The organism is Nevskia soli (genome assembly GCF_903970205.1).
GTDB lineage: Bacteria > Acidobacteriota > Terriglobia > Bryobacterales > Bryobacteraceae > Bog-113.
The window spans coordinates 1-6715 of the sequence record NZ_CAJCHS010000406.1; the positions used below are offsets into that span (position 1 = coordinate 1).

General features: G+C 58.2%; 4 protein-coding genes. 2 read left to right on the forward strand and 2 right to left on the reverse strand.

From position 1 onward, the window contains the following. A partial coding sequence (locus H1Y01_RS17580; RefSeq protein ID WP_180541839.1) for an FG-GAP repeat domain-containing protein occupies positions 1 to 1401 on the reverse strand: 1401 nt, incomplete at its 3' end. 83 nt (positions 1402 to 1484) lie between these two features. Between H1Y01_RS17580 and H1Y01_RS17585 the strand changes: the two genes are divergently transcribed. Continuing rightward, positions 1485 to 2618 carry a GntR family transcriptional regulator gene (locus tag H1Y01_RS17585; RefSeq protein WP_180541841.1) on the forward strand — a complete coding sequence of 378 codons (1134 nt, stop codon included), beginning with the start codon at positions 1485 to 1487 and terminating at the stop codon, positions 2616 to 2618. Positions 2619 to 2823: 205 nt separating this feature from the next. Next, on the forward strand, positions 2824 to 6210 hold the full coding sequence (locus tag H1Y01_RS17590; protein ID WP_219341663.1) for a TonB-dependent receptor: 3387 nt from the start codon (positions 2824 to 2826) through the stop codon (positions 6208 to 6210). A gap of 356 nt (positions 6211 to 6566) precedes the next feature. On the opposite strand, the gene H1Y01_RS20255 is transcribed toward H1Y01_RS17590, so the two are convergent. Beyond that, positions 6567 to 6715: hypothetical protein (locus tag H1Y01_RS20255; RefSeq protein ID WP_180541845.1), on the reverse strand; the 149-nt coding region annotated here is incomplete at its 5' end.

Consider the following 6715-nt stretch of genomic DNA (forward strand, 5'->3'; position numbering starts at 1 on the left):
CCAGTGATTCCCATTCCGCAGCTCGTTCCGCAGGAGCGACGGCGGCTCATTCATATTCATCACCAGCATGTCGATATCGCCGTCATTATCGAAATCGCCGAACGCGCAACCGCGGCTGGCATGCCGGTCCGTAACACCCGCTCCCCCACGCGAACTCCAGTCCGCAAACGTCCCGTTCCCCTGGTTTCGCAACAGAATGCGCGGATTGGCGTACTTATATTGATCGAAGAACTTCTCGATCTCCGGATAAACATTCCCGTTCACCCAGAACAGATCCATCCAGCCATCGTTATCGAAGTCCGCCATTCCCGCGCCCCATCCGACGTACTGGGAAAATCCGCCCAGGCCTGCGTGCGAAGTTACGTCGCTGAACACGCCCTTGCCGTTATTGAAGTACATGGCCGGCGTGTCGTCCGCGAAATGCGTCTTGAAAATGTCGAGGCGCCCCATGTTGCGCGAATCCCCGACGGCCACGCCCATTCCCGCCTGCTCGCGGCCATCCTCGTTGTAAGCGACACCCGCTTCGAGCGCGACATCTTCAAATGTGCCATCGTGCTTGTTCTTATAAAGCACGCTCGGCGTCGAATCGCAGGCGACGAAGATATCCGGCCATCCGTCGTCATCGAAGTCCGCCGCAAGTGCCGTCATCCCGTAGCGGCCATGCACCTTGGCAATGCCAGATGCCTCGGAAACATCGGTGAACGTTCCGTTCCCGTTATTGCGATAGAGCCGGTTGCGGCCGGTCGGCAGCCCCTTCGGTCCGCAGTTCACCGCAATCCCCTTCCATGAGCAGTTCTCCGTCTTGCCCGGCAGCGGCGCGGTCTTCAAATCGAATTTCAAATACTCGCTGATAAACAAGTCCAGGTTGCCGTCGCGATCGTAATCGACAAACGTACATCCGGCGTTCCAGCGATCTTCCGTCGAAACCAGCCCGGCCGCCTTGGTGACATCGGTGAAGGTCCCGTCGCCGTTGTTGCGGTACAGGATGTTCTGTCCCCAGCAGCTGAGAAAGAGATCGTCGCGGCCGTCGTTATCGAAATCGCCGATGGTCACCCCGGAAACCCACGCAACACGCTCCAGACCGGCGCGCTTCGTGACATCTGTAAAAGTTCCGTTACGATTATTTCGATACAACCGGATGGACGTCGGTCCTGGATGCCCTTCCAACCGCGACCCGCCGCCCAGGAAAAGATCCGGCCAGCCGTCGTGATCGTAATCGTAGAAAGCCACGCCGCAGCCGTTGGTTTCCAGGATGTACTTTTTGGAGGCGACGCCGCCGTAAATAACCGGTTCGATCAGGCCGGCTGCATGCCCGACGTCTACAAATTGTGTGAACGATTCTGCCGGGACGCCGGCGACCGCGGCCTGCGCCATAACAAACATCCATTGACGCCGGGTCATCACGGTACCGCCTCAAAATACCACGGAAATTTCAACCTGTTTGGACAGGTTACCCAATTTTCGTGTACAGTTGGCAGTGCGCCATGAACACGCTGGGCTCTACTTCCGGCTCAGAAAGCGGCGGATCCCCGCCATCGAAGCACCGCGTGGTGTACAGGTACATCCTCGATGGAATCCGCTCGGGAGAGTTTCGTCCGCGCCAAAAGCTTCCTTCGGACCAGGAACTTAGCCGCCAATTTAAGACCTCGCGGATGACCGTGATCCGCGCCCTGAACGACCTGCAAACGGAAGGTTACGTCAACCGGCGCGCCGGGTCGGGCAGCTTCGTCTCAGCGCCGCCATCGAACCAGAGCCTGACCTTCGGGCTCCTGATTCCCGACCTCGGCATGACCGAGATCTTCGAGCCCATCTGCCGCGGCATGGCGCAGGCCGATAGCCTGGGTCCGCACGTGTTGCTTTGGGGGAAAACACCGCCGGGCGTTTCCAATCACGAAACTCTCGGGCGCGAGCTGTGCCGCTTCTTTATCTCCCAGAAAGCTTCGGGGGTTTTTTTCGCGCCGCTAGAGCTGACTCCCCATATGGACGAGGTCAATCGGGAGATCGCAAACGGGCTGGACCAGGCGGGCATTCCGATTATCCTGCTCGATCGCTGTATTCTGCCGTATCCCTATCGCAGCCGTTACGATCTGGTCGGCATCGATAATCGGCTGGCCGGTTATCGGATGGCGGAGCATCTGCTGCAGCACGGATGCCGCAGCCTGATCTTCTTCGCGCGTCCCCGATGCGCTCCGGCGGTCGATGGACGCATTGCCGGTTTCCGCGACGCTCACATTGCCTGGAAACTGCCGCTCAACGACAAGATGGTGCAGCGCTGCGAGACGGACGAACCCCAGTTGATCGCCAAAATGCTGGAGGAATGCAAGCCGGATGGAGTGGTTTGCGCTAACGATCTTACGGCCGGGCGCCTGATGCAGACCCTGGCCGTCCTGGGTGTTTCGGTCCCGCGTGATCTGCGAATCGTCGGTTTCGACGACGTGAAGTACTCGCATCTTCTTTCTGTGCCGCTGACCACGCTGCGCCAGCCTTGCCATGCGATGGGGGCGGCGGCAATCACCGCGATGCTCGACCGGATCGCGCACCCAACCATGCCGGCGCGCGAAATCCTGCTGGATTGTGAGCTGGTTGTACGGCAATCCTGCGGTGCGGCTTTGCCTTAAGCTTTGCCTTAAAGGGGCTACAACGTTCGAATCCGCACCTATCTATACAGGTATCTATTCAGCTGCACTAAAAGTGGTCATCCCGGGTTGACAAACCGATCCCGTTTTCATACTATTGCGGGGAACGGCTAGCGTGAACCCGTTAGCCACAGATTAGGGGAAAAACTTAGCGGCCATGTCTTGCCATTTGAAACGAATACCCGCCTTGCTCTTCGCACTGGCGGTTCTTCTCACTCCGCGGCTAGTTCAAGCGCAGGAAGTGTTCGGCAGCATTTTCGGCACCGTCACCGATGCTTCGGGTGCAGCGGTACCGAATGCCACCATCACCATCCTGGACGTCGGTAAAGGAACTACTTCAACAGCGACAACCGACGCCTCGGGAAACTACACGAAAGGACAGCTGATCCCGGATATCTACAAGGTCACGATCGAAGCTCCGGGGTTCGGCAAAGTCATTTCAAGCGAGATCAATGTCGAAGTAAATCAATCGGCCCGATTCGACGCGGCACTTACGGTGGGCAGCGTCACCAGTGAAGTGCAGGTAACGGCCGCGGCGCCTCTACTCCAGGCCGATCGCGCGGACGTTGCCCAAACGTTCAGCGGAAAAGAACTGAACGAGCTTCCCAACATCGGACGCAACGCTCAGGAATTCGAATTGTTGGAACCGGGGACGGCCAAACTGGGCTGGCAGCACGCTTCGGACGAGAATCCGCAGGGCAGCGTTCAGATGGTCGTCGACGGCCAGTTGTTCGATTCCATGGGTTATGAGCTGGACGGCACCACCAACCAGGACCCGATCCTCGGGATCATCGTCATCAATCCGACGCTCGATTCGCTTGCTGAAGTTAAGGAAGCGACTCAGGACTACGACGCCGAGTATGAGTACACCGGCGGCGGCGTTGCGGCCTATTCGACAAAATCGGGAAGCAACACGTTTCACGGCGATGCGTTCGAGTATCTGCAGCTCAATACTCCGGGATTCACGACCTTCGCGGCGAATCCGTTCACCGGTTTGCCTCCGGCCACGTTCCGCTACAACCAGTTCGGCGGCGCCATCGGCGGTCCGGTCATCAAGAATAAGCTGTTCTTCTTCGGCGACGCGCAGTTGAATCGCGTCACTCAGGGCGCCTCCATCGTCACCACCGTTCCCGATGCTTTGACCCGGCAGGGTAACTTCAGCGAATGGCTGGCGTACAACAGCGAATACCAGATTTACAATCCGCTCACAGGTAATCCGGTGACCGGCCAGGGCCGCATGCCGTATGCCAACAACACGATTCCGATGAGTCAGATGAGCCCGCAGGCGCTGGCGATTATGAACTATTGGCCGGCTCCGAACTTCCAACAGGTTGCCGGCGCTCCTTTCGAAAATAACTATGCGGCCAACGGAGCGATCGCGGTTACCGGGAACCTCTGGAACACACGCGAAGACTACTACCTGAACGAGAAGAATACGATCTTCGGACGCTTTAGCGACCAGGCCTTCACCGAGCAGGCACCCGGCGCGTTCGGCGAGGAAGCCGGCGGACCGGCGTTTGGAAACTATGCCGGCGATTCCATGGCGAGCAATAAGAGTCTCGCCATCGGTTGGACCTACACGGCAAGTCCCACGGTGGTGAACGAGTTCCGGTTCGGATGGGAGAAATACCACGTGTTCGATGTTCCGAACGGTTATGGAACCACCCCGGACACGACGGCCGGTATTCCCGGGCTGAACTACAACACGACGTATGCTTCGGGTCTATCCGCCTTCTATGTCCCGACGCCTGGAGACCAGGCGATGTTGGGTTATGCCCTCGGCGTCAACCAGTGCAATTGCCCGCTTACCGAGACCGAATCGCAGTATCAGTTTGTTGATAACATCTCCAAGATCGCTGGAAACCACTCCTTCAAGTTCGGGGCGGACTTGCGGTACGCGATGAACCTCCGCGTTCCCAGCGATACCCATCGTGCCGGCGAACTCACGTTTGGTAGCAACATCACCGGCGATGTAACCGGCGCAGCTGGTACGGGGACGACGCCCGGCATCGGCTTTGCTACATTCCTGCTGGGCGACGTAAGCAGCTTCGGCCGCTATGCCAGCAGCAGCACGAACGCCACCGAGCATCAGCCGCGCTTCTTCTGGTATGCGCAGGACGAATGGCGGCCCACTCCCAAGCTCACCGTAACGTACGGGCTTCGCTGGGAAATGGTCTTCCCGGAGAGCGTGAACGCGGACGGCAACGGAGCCACATTTAACGCCAACAACGGACTTTTGTACGTTTTCGGTGAAGGCTCCAATTCGCTGCACGGCATCCAGCAAATGGACTGGCACCTATTCGCGCCCCGCCTCAGTGTGGCCTACCAGATTACGCCGAAGACCGTCTTCCGCGCAGGCTACGGCTGGTCTTACGATCTGGGAACGTTCGGGTCCAATTTCGGACACAACGTGACGCAGAATCCCCCGGTCCTGTCGGACCAGACGGTACCGTCGCCGAACAGCTACACCACTATCTTCACTCTCGCTCAAGGGCCTCCAGGACTCCCGACGTACACCATCTCGTCCAACGGAACGTTACCCCTGCCCGCGGGCGTTTCGCCGAAGTACCGGCCCGCGCAGATCACGCTGCCTACGGTCTATCAGTACAATGCCGCTCTCCAGCGTCAGTTGACGAACAAAATTGCCGTAACAGCCTCTTACGTGGGTAATGTGAACCGCCACGGGTTCAATGGAACGGGTCAATCGATCAACCCGAACGAAGCCCCGTATGTGCCTGGCGTGTCGAACACCCTTCTGGACGAACCGTATTATCAGTTATTCGGCATCAGTCAAGGCTTGTCGTACTACTGCGACTGTGCGAACGAGGAGTACAACTCCTTCCAGGCTCAGTTCAAAGTCAACGCGCTTCAAGGCTGGACGCTGCAGGGCAGCTATACCTACCAGGTCCAGAAAGGCGACGGATGGGATCCGTACGATTCCAACTATTACTTCCTTTACGATCGCGCAGCTGGAGTGGGTGACAGCAACCTGCTCCCGCACCAACAGTGGACTCTGGCCCAAAGCTACCAGATTCCAATTGGACGTGGGCGCCATTACTTCGGCAACATGAATCGGGCAGCCGATTTCATTGTAGGCGGCTGGAACATCAGCGGGGTCATGACCTATTACAGCGGCTTCCCGTTCTCCCCCAGCCTCGACCAATACCCCGGGAAACCGAACATTGGCCCTACCGGTCGGCCTGATATCGGCACCGGTAGTCCTTATGCCTCGTCACCGAACCGGAGTGACTGGCTCGCTGCCGGGTGCAGCTCCACATCATGCCCGTCCAATTCGCCCTTCGCGTTTCCAGCGTCTGGTACTTTCGGAGATTACCCGATCAACACATTGATTGGACCGCAGTTCATTCAGCAGGACCTTTCGTTGCAGAAGACGTTCCACTTCAACGAGAGGATCGGCTTTACTCTGCGTACCGATGCAAGAAACGCGTTCAACCACACGAACCTCGGTACGCCCAACAGTGACATTCAGAGCACCAACTTCGGCCAGATCACCGGTTTAGCGGCAGGCGCCAACATGCGCAGTCTGCAGTTCTCCGGCACGATCGCTTTCTAAGTCGATCCATCTGGAGGGTTTCACCGGCCGGCAGCGTTCAAGACTCTGCCGGCCTTTTCTTTGTCTCAGGCGAGCGAGTAAGACGTACTGCGTCCTCCAGCTGCATCCTTCGACAGGACACCCTTCTTGATGATGTAGTTGCGGCGAATACGCGCTATATTCTCTGCAAGCGATGCGGAGATTAGCGCGCGGCAGCTGCATCTCCGAACGATCGGAATGGCCGGACCTTCGCTGGGATTCCGGGCGCATTTCCGGGCTGGAGGACGCAGTACGTCTTACTCGCTCGCATAAGACAAAGAAAAGGCCGGCAGAGTCTTGAACGCTGCCGGCCGGTGAAACCCTCCAGATGGATCGACTTAGAAAGCGATCGTGCCGGAGAACTGCAGGCTGCGCATGTTGGCGCCTGCCGCTAAACCGGTGATCTGGCCGAAGTTGGTGCTCTGAATGTCACTGTTGGGCGTACCGAGGTTCGTGTGGTTGAACGCGTTTCTTGCATCGGTACGCA